Source organism: Thermotoga sp. Cell2 (genome assembly GCF_000789375.1).
GTDB classification, from domain to species: domain Bacteria; phylum Thermotogota; class Thermotogae; order Thermotogales; family Thermotogaceae; genus Thermotoga; species Thermotoga petrophila.
In genome coordinates, this window is record NZ_CP003409.1 from 233,962 (window position 1) to 252,218 (window position 18,257).

Annotated in this window: 17 protein-coding genes and 2 pseudogenes; 3 read left to right on the plus strand and 16 right to left on the minus strand. The window is 46.1% G+C overall.

All coding sequences use genetic code 11. The annotated features are described in order from the left end of the window. Nucleotide 1: 1 nt before the first annotated feature. Nucleotides 2–1,438 (minus strand): DNA polymerase III subunit gamma/tau, encoded by a 1,437-nt coding sequence (dnaX, locus tag CELL2_RS01235; RefSeq protein ID WP_012896012.1) that lies wholly within the window; start codon nt 1,436–1,438, stop codon nt 2–4. An 88-nt stretch (nt 1,439–1,526) separates the two neighbouring features. On the opposite strand from dnaX, the gene CELL2_RS01240 reads away from it, so the two are divergent. Continuing rightward, nucleotides 1,527–2,096: a transglycosylase SLT domain-containing protein gene (locus tag CELL2_RS01240; protein ID WP_128080884.1), complete on the plus strand. Its 570-nt coding sequence runs from the start codon at nt 1,527–1,529 to the stop codon at nt 2,094–2,096. Here CELL2_RS01240 and CELL2_RS01245 read toward each other — a convergent pair. The 3 genes from CELL2_RS01245 to csaB are packed head-to-tail and all read right to left on the minus strand — an operon-like array spanning nt 2,093 to nt 4,124. Beyond that, nucleotides 2,093–2,566: a tartrate dehydratase subunit beta gene (locus tag CELL2_RS01245; protein ID WP_011942919.1), complete on the minus strand. Its 474-nt coding sequence runs from the start codon at nt 2,564–2,566 to the stop codon at nt 2,093–2,095. The two genes, CELL2_RS01240 and CELL2_RS01245, sit on opposite strands and share 4 nt — an antisense overlap. Beyond that, a complete protein-coding gene (locus tag CELL2_RS01250; RefSeq protein ID WP_011942920.1) occupies nt 2,563–3,180 on the minus strand; it encodes a site-2 protease family protein in 618 nt (205 codons plus the stop codon). Before CELL2_RS01250 ends, CELL2_RS01245 begins: the two co-directional genes overlap by 4 nt. Continuing rightward, nucleotides 3,174–4,124 carry a polysaccharide pyruvyl transferase CsaB gene (gene csaB, locus CELL2_RS01255; RefSeq protein WP_012310411.1) on the minus strand — a complete coding sequence of 317 codons (951 nt, stop codon included), beginning with the start codon at nt 4,122–4,124 and terminating at the stop codon, nt 3,174–3,176. The genes CELL2_RS01250 and csaB overlap by 7 nt, the downstream gene beginning before the upstream one ends. Before the next feature lie 62 nt (nt 4,125–4,186). On the opposite strand from csaB, the gene CELL2_RS01260 reads away from it, so the two are divergent. Further along, nucleotides 4,187–4,927 (plus strand): MBL fold metallo-hydrolase, encoded by a 741-nt coding sequence (locus tag CELL2_RS01260; protein ID WP_038033808.1) that lies wholly within the window; start codon nt 4,187–4,189, stop codon nt 4,925–4,927. Here the strand turns inward: CELL2_RS01260 and fliY are convergent. From fliY to CELL2_RS01315, 10 genes and pseudogenes are all read right to left on the minus strand, one after another. Next, nucleotides 4,917–5,956: pseudogene (gene fliY / locus CELL2_RS01265) on the minus strand (flagellar motor switch phosphatase FliY). The gene CELL2_RS01260 and the pseudogene fliY sit on opposite strands and share 11 nt — an antisense overlap. Further along, nucleotides 5,953–6,940: pseudogene (fliM, locus tag CELL2_RS01275) on the minus strand (flagellar motor switch protein FliM). Before fliM ends, fliY begins: the two co-directional pseudogenes overlap by 4 nt. Nucleotides 6,941–6,949: 9 nt before the next feature. After that, nucleotides 6,950–7,459, minus strand: coding sequence for a flagellar basal body-associated protein FliL (gene fliL / locus CELL2_RS01280; protein WP_012310415.1), 510 nt, complete (start codon nt 7,457–7,459; stop codon nt 6,950–6,952). A 9-nt stretch (nt 7,460–7,468) separates the two neighbouring features. Beyond that, nucleotides 7,469–8,335 carry a flagellar motor protein MotB gene (locus CELL2_RS01285; protein WP_012310416.1) on the minus strand — a complete coding sequence of 289 codons (867 nt, stop codon included), beginning with the start codon at nt 8,333–8,335 and terminating at the stop codon, nt 7,469–7,471. Then, nucleotides 8,335–9,123 (minus strand): motility protein A, encoded by a 789-nt coding sequence (locus tag CELL2_RS01290; protein WP_011942927.1) that lies wholly within the window; start codon nt 9,121–9,123, stop codon nt 8,335–8,337. The genes CELL2_RS01285 and CELL2_RS01290 overlap by 1 nt, the downstream gene beginning before the upstream one ends. 4 nt (nt 9,124–9,127) lie before the next feature. Continuing rightward, nucleotides 9,128–9,331 (minus strand): flagellar FlbD family protein, encoded by a 204-nt coding sequence (locus tag CELL2_RS01295; protein ID WP_011942928.1) that lies wholly within the window; start codon nt 9,329–9,331, stop codon nt 9,128–9,130. A 6-nt stretch (nt 9,332–9,337) separates the two neighbouring features. After that, nucleotides 9,338–11,605 carry a flagellar hook-basal body complex protein gene (locus CELL2_RS01300; protein WP_038033907.1) on the minus strand — a complete coding sequence of 756 codons (2,268 nt, stop codon included), beginning with the start codon at nt 11,603–11,605 and terminating at the stop codon, nt 9,338–9,340. After that, the gene (locus CELL2_RS01305) at nt 11,605–12,279 is read right to left on the minus strand and encodes a flagellar hook assembly protein FlgD (RefSeq protein WP_012310418.1); all 675 of its coding nucleotides are present in this window, start codon (nt 12,277–12,279) and stop codon (nt 11,605–11,607) included. Before CELL2_RS01305 ends, CELL2_RS01300 begins: the two co-directional genes overlap by 1 nt. Continuing rightward, nucleotides 12,276–14,282: a flagellar hook-length control protein FliK gene (locus tag CELL2_RS01310; protein ID WP_038033804.1), complete on the minus strand. Its 2,007-nt coding sequence runs from the start codon at nt 14,280–14,282 to the stop codon at nt 12,276–12,278. Before CELL2_RS01310 ends, CELL2_RS01305 begins: the two co-directional genes overlap by 4 nt. Further along, nucleotides 14,279–15,193 carry a hypothetical protein gene (locus CELL2_RS01315; RefSeq protein ID WP_012896002.1) on the minus strand — a complete coding sequence of 305 codons (915 nt, stop codon included), beginning with the start codon at nt 15,191–15,193 and terminating at the stop codon, nt 14,279–14,281. The genes CELL2_RS01310 and CELL2_RS01315 overlap by 4 nt, the downstream gene beginning before the upstream one ends. 508 nt (nt 15,194–15,701) lie before the next feature. Between CELL2_RS01315 and CELL2_RS01325 the strand changes: the two genes are divergently transcribed. Further along, on the plus strand, nt 15,702–16,301 hold the full coding sequence (locus CELL2_RS01325; RefSeq protein WP_012310422.1) for a hypothetical protein: 600 nt from the start codon (nt 15,702–15,704) through the stop codon (nt 16,299–16,301). Here CELL2_RS01325 and CELL2_RS01330 read toward each other — a convergent pair. Together CELL2_RS01330 and CELL2_RS01335 are read right to left on the minus strand one after the other, a co-directional pair. Continuing rightward, nucleotides 16,298–17,431: a DegT/DnrJ/EryC1/StrS aminotransferase family protein gene (locus CELL2_RS01330; protein WP_038033800.1), complete on the minus strand. Its 1,134-nt coding sequence runs from the start codon at nt 17,429–17,431 to the stop codon at nt 16,298–16,300. The two genes, CELL2_RS01325 and CELL2_RS01330, sit on opposite strands and share 4 nt — an antisense overlap. Further along, nucleotides 17,428–18,198 carry a TatD family hydrolase gene (locus CELL2_RS01335; RefSeq protein ID WP_038033798.1) on the minus strand — a complete coding sequence of 257 codons (771 nt, stop codon included), beginning with the start codon at nt 18,196–18,198 and terminating at the stop codon, nt 17,428–17,430. The genes CELL2_RS01330 and CELL2_RS01335 overlap by 4 nt, the downstream gene beginning before the upstream one ends. Between the last annotated feature and the right edge of the window lie 59 nt (nt 18,199–18,257).

Here is an 18,257-nt window from a genome sequence, read left to right on the forward strand (position 1 = left end):
ATTATCCCTCCTGTTCAAACAATCTCAGGATTTTCTGAGAAACCTTCTCTATTGTTTCTTCCTTCCCCATCAGTCGAAGTTCAACTTCTACCTTTTTCCCGAGTTTTCTGGAAAAGATGTTTTCCAGCTCAGGCAGCTTTTTCTTCATCAACTCGTAATGCATAGCTTTCGATGAATCAAAAGAAATAATCACCTTTTTCCCGTCAAACTCTACCTCTGAGAGACTGAGGGCGACGAAAATTGAAAGATCGCCCTTTTCTTTCAGTTCTTCCATGAGTTCTTTGAAACGTTTCTCGAACTCGCTGCCTTCCTGTTTTTCTTCTTTTGCCTTCACCGTTTCTTTCTTCTCTTCTTTCTGCTGTACATTTGAATTATCGTTTTTTTCTCTGACATCGTTTTCCTGAACGTTTGCGGTGGAGAACCTCGTCGCTATGTAAGCCGAACCCACTTTACAGACGAGTCGTTTTTCTTCGGCGAACTTTATCTCTCTCAGAAGATTCAGAAGTTGTCTCGAAACCTGAACTATATCGTTCGCTGAAACCTGGTAAACCCCTCTCTCTCTTTCCAGGTCTTCGACCAGATCCTCGACCGCTTCCTGAATGAGCACCTCGTAGTCCTTCCCGCTGTAATAGACGTCGTCGAGAACGGTGAAGACCCTTTTCACATCACCAGAAAAGATAGCGTTCACGTAATCGCGAACAACCTGTATCGGTATCAACCCGAGCGCTCTGTGTACCGTCTCGAGATCTATCTTTCCTTCCGAGAACTTCCACACCTGTTCGAGCATGGTGAGCGCGTCTCTCAATCCTCCAGAGGCCCTTTTTGCGATGAAACTCAGGGCTTCCCTGTCTATCTCTATTCCTTCAGCCTCCGCAACTTCCTGGAGCCTCTTTTCGATGAGCTCGTCGGGAATGTTTCTGAACTCGAAAACCTGACATCTCGAGATGATCGTGGGAGGAACCTTCTCAAGGTTTGTCGTTGCCAGCACGAACACGACGTGGGAGGGAGGTTCTTCGAGTGTTTTGAGGAGCGCGTTGAAGGCTTCTTTCGTGAGCATGTGAACTTCGTCTATTATATAAACTTTGTATTTGCCTTCCATCGGCCTGTATCCAACGGCGTCTCTGATTCTTCTGATCTCGTCTATTCCTCTATTGGAAGCCGCGTCGAGTTCTATCACGTCCATGAAAGTTCCCTCGTCTATCTCTCTGCAGGCTCTGCAGGAGTTGCAGGGTTCAACTCCCTTTCTGTTTTCACAGTTCAGTGATTTTGCGAGAATTCTGGCAAGAGTAGTCTTCCCCGTTCCCCTCGGACCGGCGAATATGTATCCGTGGGCCACGCTGTTCTTCTGAATAGCACCGATTATTGCCTTCTTCACATGATCCTGATTGACAACCTCAGAAAAAGTCTTTGGTCTGTACTTCCTGTAAAGAACTTCCACAGAATCCCCCCGTGTTATAATCGAATTGCATCCAGCTTTTATTATACCAGAGGAGACATTAAGAATGATTGAACAGAGGAGGAAAATCGTGAAAAAAATAACTATCCTGATCCTGGTGCTCTTGGTGATTCCAGTTTTTCTGAGCACCGTTCCTTCTGAAAACAATATTTCCTTTCGCGAGATCAACTCCATCGCGGTGAAGGAATGGTTCAAAGAACTGGTCAGATCAAGAAGAGCCTCCTACAAACTGAAAAGCGATGAAGAATTCCTCGAAGATCTGTGGAAAACGATAAACAACGTGGCAAAAGAAACGAATTTCGATCCTATTCTCATAATATCCGTCATAGATGTGGAAAGTGACTTCAGAAATGTTGTGGGGTTGTACGGAGAACTCGGTATGATGCAGATAAAGAAAGAGACGGCGGAGATGGTGGCGAACCTGTACGGTCTGGAAATCCCAGAGTCAGGCTGGACAGAACTCGTGTGGAACTACCGGTTGAACATAAAGTACGGAGCCCACTATTTGAAGTACCTCTTCGACAAGTTCAACAGTTTGAGATTGGCACTCGAGTACTACAACGGTGGAAACAGCAGAAAGTCCTACGCACGAAAGATACTGGAAACGTACGAAGAGTTCAAGAAAGAACTGGGGATCTAAACCTTCGAGTAGACCTTGCCGGAAGAGTCCTGTACCACACGGAGAATCAGCTTTTCCACTTCCAGTTCCTCGAGTTTCTTGTTGTCCGGAGTTTTATAAATCACCCTCCTCGTTCCCATGACTTCTTCGAGGGGCTCGAACACCACCCTGGAAAACCTCTTCGTTGCAGAAAAAGGATGCACTTTCTCCAGAATCACGCCGTTCACTCCCAAGAGAAAGAGTTTTTCCAGGAGCTCTTCACTCATCTCTTGAAACTGAAGCTTGTTCTTCCTGAACGTTCCCAATACCGCTATTTCTCCCGTCAGATCGTAGAGCTTTGTTCCTTCGTATCTTTCGTATTTTTCAAGGACGTCCACAACGCTTCTGTCCATAACAACGATCTTTCCCGTGTAGTAGACAACATCTCCTGTCTTCAACTTTCTTATGACGTTCAGAGACACGGGATATCTGAGTACTATCAAAAGAATCACCTCACGATCATCCAGACAAAACCATCGATGAACCTCACAAAGGGATTCATAACGAGTGGTATTATCCAGAGCACGAGCAGAGCGATCATGAAGAGAACCCCGTACACCTCGTATTTTACCAGCCACTCCATATACTTGTCGGGAAGAAGAGAAGCGAGAATCTTGCTTCCATCGAGAGGGGGTATGGGAAAAAGAGAAAAGAGCGCGTACGTGAGGTTGTACTTTGCGGCCTTCACCATGAGAAACCACCAGAAATCCTCCTCGGGAAGATGCGAGGCGATCAATCCACAAAGAAAGAAAAGGATGAAGCTAACGGCAGGACCGAGCAGCGAGATTTTCAAAAGATCCTTCTTTTTGTTTTTGAGCTTCCAATAGCGAATGGGCACGGATCTCGTCCACCCGAACTCGAAGAGGATGAAAGAGATCGTTCCCAGTGGATCGAGATGAACAAAGGGGTTCAGAGAAAGCCTTCCGGCCTGTTTCGGTGTGGTATCACCGAGTTTGTAGGCTACAAAGCCTTTGATGTACTCTCTGGGAGTAGCGACTATGAGCACTGCGAGAAACCCTGTGAGTATGTTGCTCAGTGTGGGAACGATTATCCTCATGTTCACCATCCTTTCAGGACTCCTTTCAGCATCTCCTTCATCTCGATAGCGTCGTTTTTCATTTTCTCTTTCAGCTTCAATTCTTTCTTCAACACAACGGGAACCTTCAAAGAGATTTCCAGAGGATCTCTCTTTGAAAAGAAATGATCCTCTTTTGTGTATCTTGTGAAAAATCTTCTCGCTTTTTGACAATCGACGATAATGAACGGTACTTCGAAATACGCTGCCACAAGCGCCGGGTGGAACCTCTCCGTTATCACAATGGACGAACTCACTATCTCTTCGAGCAAGTTCTCTCCATTTCTGAGAGGTGGAAGATAGGAGTGATCCCCTGGAAAAGCCGTTGATATGACAAAGTCGTTGATTCCCTGATCCTTGAGGCTCTTCAATATATACGACACATCCATCGGAGATTTCAGGAAAAACACCGCTTTCTTTTCGGTATTTCTTTCCATATCGGACTCCATGAGGTGGATTATAGCTGGATCCGTTCCGAGCACCGCATTTCCACCAATCATTTTGATGTACCTGTAAGAAGCAGGATCGCGAGCTATGAAAACAGTCCTTTTATCTTTGAAGACGTCCCACACGAGCTTTTTTGAAAGCTTCCTTCTCAACGGTCCCACGCTGTTTCCAAAGAATATGAGAGGTTTGTTCATGAGAAGTGAAGCTTTTGAAAGAGAGTAATAGTAGAGAAGACTCCGGAAACTGGTAACGTCCTGAAACAATCCCCCTCCACCCGCTATGGAAACTTGAGATTTCTTCAAAAGAGAGAGTATCTTGAGCGAATATCTATCGACAGAGGTGATCCCCATGGATTTTTTCCCCTTCGGCAGGGGTGTGTATATGGTCCCGAATCCCAGCTCTTTCAGAAGATTCACACACGCTTTGAACATCAGTTCATCTCCGAAGTTGTCGAAGCCGTAGTATCCCCAGAGAAAGGCCGTTGCCAAGGAAAACCACCTCATTGTGTAGAAGAATACTCTTGGAGAATTATACTACACGAGGTGAAAAGATGATCACGAATCTTTCCGACAGAGTATTCGTGATAGGAACAGGAACATCAGCGAACAGTGTGCTCGTCTGTGGAAAGAAATTCTGTGTACTCTTCGATTCAACGCTTTTTCCTGAAAAGGCGAGGAAGATCAAAGAATTCGCCACAGAAATTCTGGGCAAAGATATTGCCGTTGTTTTCAACACGCATTACCACCCTGACCACACCTTCGGGAACGAGGTTTTTGACAGGATCATATCCCACAGTCTCACCAGAAAAGCCTTGGAAGAAATGGATGAAGAGTACATAAGAAAGATCGGAGTGGAGGTTTCTTTGAAGTTTCCAGATGAGACCTTCTCCGAAAGAGAAAATTACAGATTTGGAGACATCGTGGTGGAAGCGGTTCACCTGGGAGGACACACTCCGGATTCTTCGATCTTCGTTTTGAAGAACGAAAAAATCGTCATCTGCGGGGACCTTCTGACAACCGGCATCCATGCTGAAATAGTCACGGACAGTGACCTCTTCGAATGGATAGAAGCGCTCAGCGAAATCGAAAAAATACGGGCAGATTACTTCGTACCGGGTCACGGAAAAGTGGGCACCATCGAAGATATCAGGAACATGAAAAACTACATCTCAAAAGTCCTGCGCTTCAGAGAAGGCAGTATAAAACACTCAGAACTCCTGGAAGACCCGAATTTCATCAACAGGGAACACCCGGAACTTCTGACCTGGGGACTGGAAAACATCATTCGTTGAGAAGCTCGAGCCTTTCTTTTGGACTCACGATCTCTGTTATCCTCACCCCAAAGTTTTCATCTATCACGACAACTTCTCCGCGGGCGATGAGCTTTCCGTTTACAAGGATATCCACAGGCTCGCCCGTGAGTTTGTCCAGCTCTATTATAGAGCCGGGGATCATTTCCAGAACTCGTTTCAGGGTCATTCGCGTTCTTCCAAGTTCCACTGTGACTCTGAGAGGAATATCGAGAAGCAGTTCCAGCTTGTCACTCGGTACTTCGGTTTTTCTGGTTTCAGAAGGTTTCAACTCGGCGAATTCTACCGGTTCAACCCTCACTTTTTCTCCTCTTTCTTTTCTTCTTTTTTCTCACTGCCTTTAGCTTCGGATTGTTTTTTCGTGAAATACTCGTACATCTTCTTCACCAGATCGGCGCTTATCACCTGGTAGAACTTCGACTTCGGAAGTCCCTCTATCTCCATTTCGAATTCGACAACGGCAACATCTTTCTCCGGATTGTCGGTCACCGGTGGAAACTGAGTGCTTGGATCATCGAAATTCAATATCTCCACCTTTGGCGGAGAGATATTGATGGTTATTCCCAGAAGTTCAGAAAGCGACGTTGCAGCGCTTCCCATCATCTGATTCATCGCTTCTCCAACCGCACTGAGTTTGATCTCGTCCAGTTCCTCGGTTTCTACCTCTCCACTTCCCCCCATCATGAGGTCAGCTATCACTGCCACGAGCTTTTTATCGAGGACAAGTACGTTTAAACCTTCGAGCCCCTCCGTGTATTCCACACTCACCACTACCTGCTCACCACTGAAGTCACTCTTGACGTTCTTCATCTTTTCTTCCCGAACAGTTGGAACGGTGATGTGAATATCCCTTCCGAGAATCATCGAGAGCGTCGTGGCAGCACTCCCCATTGCGATGTTTCCTATCTCGCCTATCATGTCCTTTTCTTCGGGAGTAAGAACACCATCGGTATCAGAGCCGCTGAGAAGCTTGTCTATCTCTTCCTGAGAGAGGAATTCATTTTCCGTCATTCGTATTCACCTCCGTTGGTGAATTCACCGGTCACCTTCACCGCATACTTTCCCTTGAACACTCCGGGAATTCCCCTGAACTTGGGTCTCCCCTCAACGTCTATTCTTATTTCATCCTTGTAGTGAGTGCCGAGCCTTATGACGTCTCCCACTTCCAGATCCAGGATTTCTTTCAATCTCAACTCAGTTTCTCCTATCACCGCTTGGACAGTCACAGGTACTTTTTGAGAGGCTTTTTTTGAGTTCTTCTATTCGCTCTTCGACTCTTTCGGGTTTTCTTCCCATCATCCAGAAGCGATCCGAAAGTTTTTCGAGCAAAGGCTCAAGAAGTGAAAACGGCCAGCACACGTTGATAAAGCTTGTGAATTCGCCCCAGGAAACGGAGGCGGTTACAAGAAGAACGATCTCGTTGGGAGGTACAATCTGAACGAATTGAGGATTCGTCTCCACATTCTCTATCGAAGGAATGAAATATTGAAAATCACTCCAGGCCTGAGCAAGAAGGGTTAACATGTTGGTCACTTCTTTTCTCATTATGGAGGTTTCTATCTCCGTGGGAGGTCTGTTTGGAGGGTTATCGCCGGGCCCCCCCATTATGATGTCGAGCATGGTATAAAAGAGATCCAGTCTCATTTCGAAGATGGCGCTTCCCTCAAAAATATCTCCGGTGAAGATAACTATGAACGATGGTATCATCACGGATCTTATGAATTCCTCATAAGTAAGCTGATCTATGCTGATTTCGACATCCACAAAAGTTCTCAGCCTTCCTGAGAGATACGTAGAAAGAGCCCTCCCAAAGTCTTCGTGTATCATCTGAAAGGTTCGAAGTTGTTCTTTGGAAAACTTGCTCGGCCTCTTGAAATCGTAAGGCTTAACCTTTTTCTCCTCTTCTTCCTTCAGGAGGTCCTCTTCCTTCAACTCACCCTTCATCAGTGCCTCGATCAACTGGTTTATTTCTTCCTGGCTGAGAACATCCGACATGTTACCACCTCACTCGGTGGTTGCGAACGCTTTGATGTACAGGTACACATCCAGAACCCCGTATTTCTCCTTATCACCAACGAATCCAGTGATTGTGTTCACCGCATCTCTTATTTGACGCTTCAACAGTTCTAGCCCCGGAACGGTGCTCAGTTCACTCTTATCTTTGCTGAGAAAGATCATCATGAGCGCATCCATGATCTCGTCATTCTTCTCAGCTACAGCCGCCCTGCAGGCATCGCTTCCCACACTGAAAGAAAGAGAATCTATCACGACTACGTCCCTTCCTCCTTTGAGAAGGAAGGTCTGGTTTTCCCCCTGCTGAATGAGAACCGCCTTTATCCTGACGGGGGTCGAAGGTACGTTTTCACCCTGCTTGCCTTGATTCGAACCAAGGAACATGGGCAGCAAAAAATACACTGCCACGGAAACCACAAGCGGAACAACAATGCTCGTGATCAAAGACGCACCCATTCGACGTTTTGGTTGTTCTTCTTCTCTTCTTTCTTCTTCTGCCATTCTTTCACCTCACAGTTTCTCTCGTTTTATGAGGATATCTATTCTCCTGAATTCTCTTCTCAATCTATCCAATTCCTGCTGATATTTTTCTTCCAATTTTTTCAGTTCCGATTCGTATTCCGATCGAGAAATTTCCCCGTTTCTGAACCTTTCATTGATAAGTGTTTTCTCGACGTTGATCTGGTTTTCAAGATCCTGGATCTTTTTCTTTATCTCCCTGTCTCCAAGCCCTATTGGGTAGAATCTGTCAGGATTGTAGAAAAGATCGATGTTGAAACGTCCAAGCTTTATGTCTGCAGCCCTTTCGATCATTCTTTTTTCCTTCAACTCGGTAAGGAAGAAATTCACCACACTCGCTGCTCTGGCGCTCGAAAGATGCCAGTTGGAGACATATATTGAATTTGGAAGAGGCAATCTGTCGTCCGCGTAACCGTAAACCTCAAGAACGTTCGTGGTGTGCTCTATAACTATCTGCCCCACCTTAGCCAGCAGTTCTTTGGCTTCCGCTGTGAGCTTGGCGCTTCCCGGCTCAAAAAACACCATGTCCTTCAGAACGATCAGTGTTCCTTCGTCTCTCTCTTCGACCGTGATCTTTCCCTTATATTCTTCGGACAATCTCATGAGTTCTTGATATATTCCTCTTTTCGATGTGATCAAAGGTTCTTCGTTTATACTCCTTCCACCCATTAGGACGCTCGGTGGGTTTCCACTCAACGCAATTCTGAGTCCCACCGCCACCTGCTGGAACTTTCCGGGACTGATAGTGGACATCGAGATCAGAGCCACGAAGAACGTGAGAAGCAGCGTCACCATGTCTGAATAGGTTGTCATCCACTGTGGACTTCCTTTCTGCTCTTCTTCTCGTTTCTTCGCCATCACGCAGTTGCCTCCTGAGAAGCCGCTTCGTAAGCCTGTCTTTCTTTCTCAGGGAGGAACGATTTGAGTTTTTCCTCGAGGATCCTCGGGTTCTCTCCTGCCTGGATAGAAAGAACAGCCTCCAGTATCATTCTTTTTTCCAAAACCAGAATATCTCTTCTCTTTTTGATCTTTTCAGCCATGGGAAGAAAGACACCGTTAGCCAGAACTGCACCGTAGAGTGTCGTTATCAAAGCAACCGCCATAGAAGGTCCCAGTGTTTCTGGATTGTTCAAGGATTTGAGCATTTGAATGAGTCCGATCAGCGTTCCAATCATACCGAACGCAGGAGCGTACGCCCCTGCAGATTCCAAAACAGCCCTTTCTCCGTCGAGTTCCTCCTCGAAGAGTTCCATTTCCGTTTCCATCATGTTCCTCAGAAGATCTGGATCTGTTCCGTCAACCACAAGCTGGAGTGCCTTTTTCATGAATGGATCTTCTATACTCTCCAAGTTTTCTTCCAAAGAAAGCAGACCTTCCCTTCGTGCTTTTTCGGAAAAAGAAACCATCGTTTGAATCAGAGAAACGTGATCGAGCTTTGGCTCTTTCAGAGTTGAAAGCATGATGTTCACGATCTTGAAGGCTTTGTCCTTCGGATGAGCCACCATGGTTGCTGCGATAGAACCAACAACGGTTATGAACAGTGAAGGTATGTTTATGAACGCTGCGAAGTCTCCTCCACCCGTCAGGATTCCTATGAAAAGAGCCGCTATCACAAGAACCAAACCCATCAGGGTTGCAAGGTCCATAGGATCACCTACCCTGGTTTTTCCACCAGTTGAAGATCTTTCTCTTGTATTCTATCACCTTTTGAACAACCTCCTCTGCGGATTCCTTCACGATGTATTTTTTACCGTTTATGAGGGTGATCGTTGTGTCGGGCAGTGCTTCTACGGTTTCTATCAAATCGGCGTTCAGGAAAAACCATCTACCATCTATTCTGGTCAACCTGATCATCTTTCATCATCTCTTGATGTTCACAAGTTCGTTCAGAATCTGATCGGCTGTCGTGATAACACGCGCGTTCGCCTGGAAACCTCTCTGTGCGACGATCATCTTGGTGAACTCTTCCGCAAGATCCACGTTGGACATCTCAAGGGCACCGGGGATCAAAATTCCTCTTCCACCGCTACCGGGGGCTCCTATCTTTGGAACGCCGCTGTTGGCAGACACGACGTAGAGCGAATTACCAACCTCTGAGAGTCCCGAAGGATTGTTAAACACTGCGAGGGCGATCTGTCCAAGAACGTCGGTGAGTCCGTTGCTGAAGGTTCCTATGATCTCTCCCTGCTCGTTTATAGCGAAGGATTCCAAAACACCCATCGGATTTCCATCCTGCCATGGAATGTTCAGAGTGCTGTCGCCGGAGAACTGAGTTGCTCCGGAAAAATCAGCTGTTATTGTTACCACCCCATCTCCACTCTGACCTGCATCAAACTGGATCGTTCTAACCTCTCCAGAGCTGAGATTGTATGAAGAGTCCAGCCCTCTGTATTGAATGGGTCTTCCTGATTCATCGAAATCTATCAACCCCGCTACATAGCCACTACCACCGTCTTCATCGATCAGTGAGATCGGTTCTCCACTATCCGTATACGCTCTCCAGATCCAGGCGTTCTTGAAACTTTCTGAACCAATAGTGGTGTTTCCAAGTCTGACAAATTCATAGTAAACGGTGTACGCGTTTCCAAGAGAATCGTAAACCTGGACGGCGGTGGTGTACCTTGGAGAAGTGTAATCAGTTTGAACGAAATTCGTCGGATTGTCTGATTCGTAGAACCTGGGCTCACCGGAGGTAGGAATGACAAGTTCAGCACCGGGTGCTATTGTGAGAGAATTTGATGCGTTGTTTGGGGTTAAGAGTATCACGGTGTAATTGTTTCCAGCTGTGATGTCAGAATCGTTGATTGTGAAACTACCACCTGAAACGTTTGTGGTACCGTTGTACACCACATTCCCAGAAGAATCCAGAACGATGGTCTGATAGGTGCCATCTGACAATGTTGTGGTGCCAGAAATTCCGATCGCTGTTATGGTTTGAGCATCACTGTTTGAAGATAGTATCACGGTGTAATTGTTTCCGCTAACGATATCTGGGTCAGTGATGGTGAAGCTGCCGCTAGAAACTGTCGTGGTACCATTGTACACCACATTTCCAGAAGAATCCAGAACGATGGCCTGATAGGTGCCATCTGACAACGTCGTGGTGTCGGAAATGCTGCCATTAGAACTCGCTGTTACATTTCGAGTATCATCAGCCGAATACAGTATCACAGTGTAATTGTTTCCGCTGACAATATCTGGGTCGCTGATGGTGAAGCTACCGCCAGAAACCGTCGTGGTACCGTTGTACACCACATTTCCAGAAGAATCCAGAACGATGGCCTGATAGGTGCCATCTGACAGCGTTGTGGTGCCGGAAATTCCGATCGCTGTCATGGTTTGAGATTCAGCGTACACCCCGGCCTCTTCCACTCTTCCAAATTCGTTGAACACCATGTAACCATCCACATCGGCTGTTCCATCGTTGTCGATATCGATCTTCATCGTGTACCTCTGAGAAGAACTGAACGGATCTGTTCCCAGATCACTCTGTGTCTTTTCAAACCACACCCTGACATCGTGATTAATTCCATTTTCATCAGTTAAAGTGATGACGAACGAACCAGGTCCCAATTTGGAGTTCAAATTTCCTTCAAAACGAACGTTCGAAGTTTTCTTTGCCGGCATCGTCATACCTGCACTGATCACCAGATCCCCTATGGGTTTGTTGGTGTCGATGTACCTTTCACCGGTCTCTGGATCCTGAACAGCTGTCCATCCCTGAACCTTGTAACCAGTAGAGGTCTGAATCAAGTTTCCGTTGCTGTCCAGAGTGAATGCGCCGGCTCTTGTGTAATAATAGGAACTGCCATCTGATACGATGAAGAACCCGTCTCCCTGAATGGCAAGGTCGGTTTTCACACCCGTGTTCTGGAACGAGCCCTGCGTCATGATCTTGTCGATACTGGACACCTGAGAACCAAGACCTATCTGCATGGGATTTGTACCGCCCACGTTTTCCTGAGGAGATCTTCCCGCCTTGATCGTCTGAGCGAGCATCGTCTCGAAATTCACCCGTGACGCTTTGAAGCCAACTGTGTTCACGTTGGAGATGTTGTTTCCTACAACATCCATCGCTACCTGGAAGTTTTTGAGACCCGTTATGCCACTGTAGAGTGATCTCATCATCACGCATCACCCTCCTGAGAGATCTCCAGGATAGAATCAACAGGATAGAGTGAACCGTTCACAAGAACGAATCCCTCTCCATCCTTTATCTGAACGGCTTCCACCACTCCGCCTTCCATTCCCCCTATTTCCTCCAGTCCGCTCGATGTGAGTTTATAAATATGGTAAGTGTAACTGCCATCTTCAACACTGATCCCGCTGTCATCTCTTCCATCCCACTGCCAGGCGTGAACTCCCGCCTGAACAGTTCCAAGATCTTCTGTTCTCACCACTTTTCCGTTTTCGTCAAGTATTTGAACCACAACATGTGCATCTTCATCCACGTTGAATATGATGCTGTCTGACTGACCGTCTACAAGATTTACCGTGTTGTTCTTCACCACGACGTACTTTCCTATCAGAGAAGCAAGCTGGGCTGGGTTCACACTCGTCTGAGCTTCGACGAAATCTTTCACCGCACTGGTGAGGTTTGTGATCTGTTCAAGGCTCGTGAGCTGAGAAAGCTGAGAGATCATGTCCTTCGTTTCCATGGGCTCCAGTGGATCCTGCATTTCCAGTTCTTGAAGAAGGAGTCTGAGAAAAGCTTCCTTGTCGAGAGAATTACTCGAAGAGCTGGAATTATTTCTTACTCCTGTAAGAGAAGAAAGGTATATACCGCTCATGTCGTAGATCACGTTTTCACCTCCTGGATGAACTCCTCAAATAGACTGCCCGAAGTTTCACGTTTGTGGTTTTTGCTTTCTCTTTGCTGTCTTTGATTTCCCTCTTTGTTCTGATTTTCCTGATACAGGTAGTCTTCTTCCTGTTTTTCTACGTAGACCTGCACATCGAATCCCTTTTCGTTGAATCTTTCGATCAGCCGTGGTACGTCATGTTCTAAAACGTGCTTGGCTTCTTCTGTCTGAACTTTGAACACTATCTTCAGCTGGTTCTCTTCCTTTGTTATGGTGATCTCCAGTTTTCCTAACTCCGGTGGTTCAAGGTCTATGACGGCCCTTTCTGTCTTGTGGTAGTACATCTGTTCCACAAACCTTGGTAGATGAACAGTCTCTGTTCTTTTCAGTTCGGGGAGTAAGTAAACCTGCTTCGCCCTTTCCTGAGACAGAAACTCCAACGCCTCTCTGTTTGTTATTTCTCTGTAACTTTCGATTTTTCCTTTCTCTTCGTACCTCATTTTCATTTCCATTGGCTGATTCTTCTCTCGGTTTTGGGAGGGCGGTTTTTCAGAAGTTTTCTCCGGAGATACCTTGGAATTGTTTTCAACAACCTTCTGACCATCAAATCTGTTTGCGGGGGGTTCTCTCCTCACCGAAGAAGTTTCACTACGGTCGTTCAGTACGTTTCTGGTGTTCTTTTCTGGAGAGGAACCATCATTTCTGAATGACAGGACGGTTTCTCTCAAGCTGGAAGAGGTTTTCTCTGATAGTTCTTCTGTGTGAGTATCTCCTCTCTTTGTGAAAGAGTTGATTTTCTGATTTTCTCTGGAATTCTCGGAATTTTCATTTACGAGATTCAAACCAGTATCGTCAAAGCTCGCCTGTGAAATTCTTTGATTGTTAACCTTCCAGACCTTTTCTCCATCACCGTTCGATGATTGTTGCTTTTCGTCTGCAGAGAGAAGCGGAACAAAACTGAGTTTGGACATTTTTATTTCATTCCCGATATTTCCCGTAATCCTTTCTTCAGAAGGTTCGTTTTTGATACCTGCTGTCTTTTCAAAGTCTCCTGAAAGTTTCTCTGTATCGGAATTCTTAAAAAGAGATCTTGTCTCGTCGAAAATCGGTCGTTTTGCTGTGTGCCTTATCTTCCGATCATCTGATTTCAAAAAAACTTCAGAACTTGTCTGAGAAACTTCAACAGGTGTTCTAAAAGAACTCGAAAGCTTTTTGTTCGATTCACTCCGAAAAGTCTCTGATTCCGAGTACAAGATAGAACGGTGTTTCTTTTCGAACGAAATCTGACTTGCACTTTCTTTGTTCTCTGAATCTTTCACCAGAAAACCGTTTTCTTTCTTTTCTTCATGTTCAGTGGAAGTCAAAAGCTTTTCCGTTGAAATATCATGTGTTCTGGATTTGAAAATCCCTTGCTCACTTTTTCGGTACTCATCATGATTTTCATCAATGAGCTGTTCTAACTTTTCGTTTCTTTTAGACATTTCTTCCAAAACATGTTTTTCACTGGATTTATCATCGGTTGTTTTGATCTCTTTGCTTGTCTTGCTCGAAGATGAACGTCCAACTTCTTCTTCCCGTTCTTTCTGATCCTCAGAGACATTCTGAAGCCTTTCCGAAAACTGTCCATCCAGCATCTTTTCCAAATTCACATCTTCCTCAACCGACATCGAAATGTGCTGAGCGCTGACACTGTCGAGATCGTCCAGCGTGTTCCTTTTCACCTTTTTGAGGACTTCATCACGGTTTTCAGTAGATTCTGACTTTACCTTTTCCTGAACATTCAGAAGGTCAATATCATTATTCTTTTGACGTTCGCTTTTCTTTCCAGCGATCTCTTTTTTCTTCTCATATGTGGAATCAATCATTTTTCCCTTTCTCCCCAGCGTTTTCATCAGGTCCTTAACAGACTGAGAGAACAGACCCGCTGCTGATTTCTTTTTTAATTCACCTTTTTCCTCTGCCGTCTTGATCATCGCAAAAAGAGAAAATTGTCCTACCTTCACTTTCTCTCCTCCAGAAGATCCGGAGCGTTCTGAACTATGTACTGAACCAGAACAGAAGCGTGTTCCCTATCCATCATGGAAAGAACCGTTCTCAAAGTTTCTGGATCCACATTCTCCCTTCTCAGGAAATCGACGGCTACCTCTGGTGTGATGTTGTTCAAAGCGTCCGCCACCGATTTCAAATAGGCTTCTTTCTGGAAAAGCTGAGATTCTTTTTCTGTCATCTGTTTCACCGCTTCCTGAGCTTGTTTAACCAGCATTTCGAGCCTTTCAATGGTGCTTTCCACACCCACCATGAGTTCCATCACCCGTGCGGTTTTCTGTGGGTTGACACCGGAGAGCGCCTCGAGAAACTCTCCAGCGTACTCTGGATCGGTTCTTTTAAAGATCACAGCGAGCGTCTCATCGTCCACCTCATTGAGTGCGCTCGCAAGATTTCTCGGATCAGCGTTCAAAAGCACGTTGATAAGCTCGTCTACCTGCTTCTTGTAGGATTCCAGCCTGTTTTTCTCCTCGAACAATTGATTCTTGAGGGATTGAATATCTTCGATCATTTTCTCAACAACGTTTCTTTGCGCTTCCAGCACCTTCGCCTGCTCTTCGAGTTCTTTTTCTTTGCTGATCAATTCGTCTATCTTCTGGTTGTATATCTCTATGTATTTCTGATAAATTCTAGAGTAGTACTCAGCGGGACTTTCCGCTTTGAGAGGCTGATAGTTGATTCTGTCTTTCAAAAACGGAACCTTGGAAGCAAGAAAAGCGATATAACTCCTCCAGTCTTCAAAAGGAGAAACTCTTCCACCGTACAGCCTGTTTATTTCAAAGGAGATGTAGCCGTACATGAACAGAATCAAGAGTATCAGAAACGTTATTAAAAAAACAACGAAAAAACCTCTTCGTTTTCCAGGCAAGGTCCATCTACCTCCCTCGGTTTCATACTTCTACGGGAGATCTATCTTTTCCTAAAGGATGGTAAAGTATGGTAAAACAAAAGAGGGAAACAAATATGGGCAGAATACTCGTGATAAAACGAAGCAGGGAAGTATTTTATATCGATAGAAAATCGATCAAATCCTATTTGAAAATCTCCTCTTCCGGAAAGAAATACCGTGTGAAGATCGTTCTGAGAGATCCTCGTGGTAAGATCTTTTCTGATGAGAGTGAAGGGCCCAGAACATCCCGGAACCTTCTCAAACTCATCGGAGAAGCGGTAACAGAAGCTTTCATTAGACGACATCAAAGAAGTCGCTCTCGCAGAAAGAAGGTTCGTTTTTGCTCATCTCACACTCTCGAAGAATGGAAAAGAAAACTGGCGAATCGGTGCGGCTCCTCTGGAAAAAGATCTTCTCCAGAGCGTCGTTTTCGCGTTAATAGATGCTCTGGTAAAATAGTAAAAAACAGTGCGTGGGGGGTATTTGGATGAGCAGCGCAAAGACACTGGAAGAAGTCATATCGAAGATATCCGGGGTCATCTCCGCCAAGGTGATAGAGGAAGACGGTCAACCCAGAGAAATCCACGTCATAGCAGATCCTTCCAGGAATCCAAAACAGATCGTTCGCGATATCGAAACTGTTGCCCTCGCGTCTCTTGGAATGAAGATAGACAGAAGGATCATCAGCATTGCCCAACTGAGTCAGGGAAGGTTCTCTCCTTCGCAGACTTATGAGATCACCTCCATAGAGGTAAAAAACCTCGACAGGAAAAAGCAGGTGAAAGTCACAATACGCAACCCTCTCGAAGACGAAGACATGGTGGGTGAAAGTGCGGGGCCTGGAACATCCACGAACCTTCCAAGGCTCGTTGGAGAAGCGGTGATAGAGGCTTTCAATCCTGAATATTCCGTCTCGGTGGACGACGTTCAGAAGGTCTTTCTGGCTGGAAGAGAGTTCGTGCTCGTCCACCTCACGATCCAGGACGAAGATCGAGAAAGAACGGAAGTTGGGGTTGCACCCCTCGAAGGAGACTTTTTGAAATCAGTGGCCACGGCCACGCTCAAGGTGGTAAAAGATCTCACCTAAAAAAAGAGCGCTATCGTGTCAACGACTTCTTTTATTTCGTCGTCCCTCAGTTCTGGAAACATGGGAAGCGCAAGACTTCTTTTTGAAAGTGATTCGGCCACTGGGAAATCCCCTTCTCGATATCCCAGATCTTTGAAGCACTTTTGAAGGTGGAGAGGTAGGGGGTAATAAACCGCCGTCTGAATACCTCTCTCTTTCAATCCTTCTCTGACTCTCTCCCTCACCTCTTCACTTTCGAAGATCACCACATATTGATGGAAAACGTGGTACCTGAAGCCTTTCTCCTCCACACGGGGAAAGACCATCGGCAGTTTTTTCTCCTCGAACAGCTCCTGGTACGTCCTTGCCACCCGTATTCTCTCTTCTGTCCACCTTTCCAGATACCTGAGTTTCACCCTCAAAATCGCGGCGTGTATCTCGTCGAGTCTCGAGTTGTATCCCACCTCTTCGTGGAAGTATTTCTTTCTTGCACCGTGCACTCTCAAGATCCTGCTTTCTTCCGCTATCTCATCGCTGTTCGTCACGATCATTCCGCCGTCGCCGTAAGTCCCCAGATTCTTCGTGGGAAAGAAAGAGAAAATCGCCGCATCCCCTACAGACCCACTTTTTCTGATCTCACCACTCGAGAACTTCCACTCCGATCCCATCGACTGAGCACAGTCTTCGAGGAGCATCACTCCGTATTTCTCCCTCAAAAAGCTCAGCGCCTCAAGATCCACGGTTCTACCGAAGAGGTGAACGGGAATGACAGCCTTCACTTTCTCTTTTTTCAGAACGTGTTCGAGCTGGTTCAGATCTATGTTGAAGGTGTTCTCGTCCACGTCGACGAAGATCACCCTGGCACCGAGTCTGTAGGGTGCGCTCGCCGTGGCAAAGAAGGTGTAGGGTGTTGTGACCACCGTATCTCCCTTTTCCACTCCCATCGCCCTCAGTGCTATGAGAAGCGCATCGCTTCCGCTCGCAACGCCAACACCGTGCTTCACGCCGATAAAACTGGCGATTTCTTCCTCGAGTCTTCTCACGTTCTCTCCGAGAATCACCCTTCCCGAAGAGATCACCTTGTCTATCGCGTTCAAGATTTCTCCCCTGATTCTCTCGTACTGCCTTGTGAGATCAAAAAGGTGGATCATTCCTTCACCTCCAGAAAGATCCTTCTGGCGTTCTCTGTGGTCACTTCATCCACTTTCGCTTCAGGCACATCCAGCACCTGCGAGATCGTTTCCACGACGTACTTCAGGTACTTCGGTTCGTTCCTTTTTCCCCTGAACGGCTGTGGTGGAAGAAAAGGACAGTCCGTCTCCAGAACGATGTGTTCAAGGCCCACTCTTTTAACCACTTCTCTCAGAGCCTCGCTCTTCGGATACGTCACAGGGCCTCCTATTCCAAGCATAAAGCCGAGGTCTATAAACTTCTTCGCCCACTCGTAGTTCGAAGAAAAAGCGTGAATCACACCCCGCTTCTCTGGAAGCGGTTCTGATCTGAGTATCTCGTACGCCTCGCTGTACGCGTCTCTGATGTGAACAACGAGGGGAAGGTTCAACTTTCTTGCGAGTTCGATCTGTTCAACGAAGACCTTTTTTTGGACTTCGGCTGGAGAGATGTTCCTGAAGAAATCGAGTCCGGTCTCACCTATAGCGACCACCTTTTCATCTTTCGCGAGTTTTTCGAGCTGTTCTATGAAATCTTCGGGAACTTCCTTCGCGTCGTGTGGATGCACACCTAAAGAACAGAAGATGCGATCACTTGTCTTTGAAAGATCGAGTGATTTCTTCGAATCTTCGAGGTTCACACCCACGTTCACCACAAATTCAATGCTGTTCTCTTCAAAGCTGTAGATGATAGCGTTTCTGTCGCCGTCGAACTGGTGAAAATGAAGATGCGTGTGCGTGTCCACCATTGAAATATCCCTCCTCCTGTGTTAATATACTACACAAAGGCTTTTGTGAAAAAAGTGAA